The following is a 526-nucleotide window of genomic DNA, read 5'->3' as shown; positions in this document are numbered from 1 at the left end:
AGATAGGGTAAGGAAGTATCATTATTAATTACAGAAATAGTGGTATCTGTTTTATTGCTGGGGAAAATAACCCGCGTACCACCGATAATAATCCCACCCCAGGAGGGAGAGGCACACACGACTAAAAAGAGAATAATAAAAATGTCGATAAAACGCCTGCGCATATCATATCCTGTGACAGGCCTGCGAGGTTTCGCTGTCCATTAGACGTAAAGAAACCTGCCTTGCCAGGCCTGATTATATTTCGGAAAGCTAGAGGTTAATTACTGTAAGTGATAGTAAATTCAGAATCCGCATTTGCCACACCAGGCGTTACGGTTGCGGAGGTAGCAATATAGCGAGCCATGAACGGCAGTGTCGCCTTGCCATCAGCGTCGATATCTGCACTGACTGACTGGTTGTAGAGCTTCAGCAAGGTGTTGTCAGCACGGTTGTAGATGGCAACGGCAACCCCTGTAGCTCCACCAGCGTTCAGTTTAAGGTAACCGTCTCCATCTTCTGTACCATCAAAGCGAGCGGTGGCTTT

1 protein-coding gene is annotated in these 526 nt (G+C 46.8%); it reads right to left on the bottom strand.

The window, feature by feature from the left end; translation table 11 throughout:
* Positions 1 to 259 precede the first annotated feature (259 nt).
* The coding region (locus RE027_RS18175) for a fimbrial protein (protein ID WP_368809700.1) at positions 260 to 526 on the bottom strand (267 nt) is incomplete at its 5' end.

This window comes from Kocuria sabuli (assembly GCF_040981185.1).
Classification (GTDB): domain Bacteria; phylum Actinomycetota; class Actinomycetes; order Actinomycetales; family Micrococcaceae; genus Kocuria; species Kocuria sabuli.
Note: the sequence above shows the minus strand (reverse complement) of the source record. Positions and strands in the feature narration are given on the sequence as shown.